Annotated in this window: 1 protein-coding gene; it reads left to right on the top strand. The window is 31.0% G+C overall.

Annotation, left to right across the window (positions count from 1 at the left end; genetic code table 11):
* Positions 1–216 (top strand): histidine kinase (locus ACRHOC_RS15760; protein ID WP_431159511.1); only part of this gene is annotated, 216 nt, incomplete at both ends.

The following is a 216-nucleotide window of genomic DNA, read 5'->3' as shown; positions in this document are numbered from 1 at the left end:
TTATCAAACCGATACACCAGGTGTGACATTAAAGGACGAAATGCATCATATCGAAGACTACATAGCCCTTGAAAAAATGAGGTTTAATGAAACCTTAAATGTAACCTTAAAAACTAATACTTATCCTGTTACCTTAATAATACCACCAATGTTATTCTTGCTATTTGTGGAAAATAGATTTAAGCATGGGAAAATAATGAATGGTAGTTTAGATAT

It is taken from the genome of Winogradskyella poriferorum, from assembly GCF_050618035.1.
Lineage (GTDB): Bacteria > Bacteroidota > Bacteroidia > Flavobacteriales > Flavobacteriaceae > Winogradskyella > Winogradskyella poriferorum_A.
The sequence above is the reverse complement of the archived record's forward strand: the minus strand, read 5'-3'. Positions and strand labels throughout refer to the sequence as shown.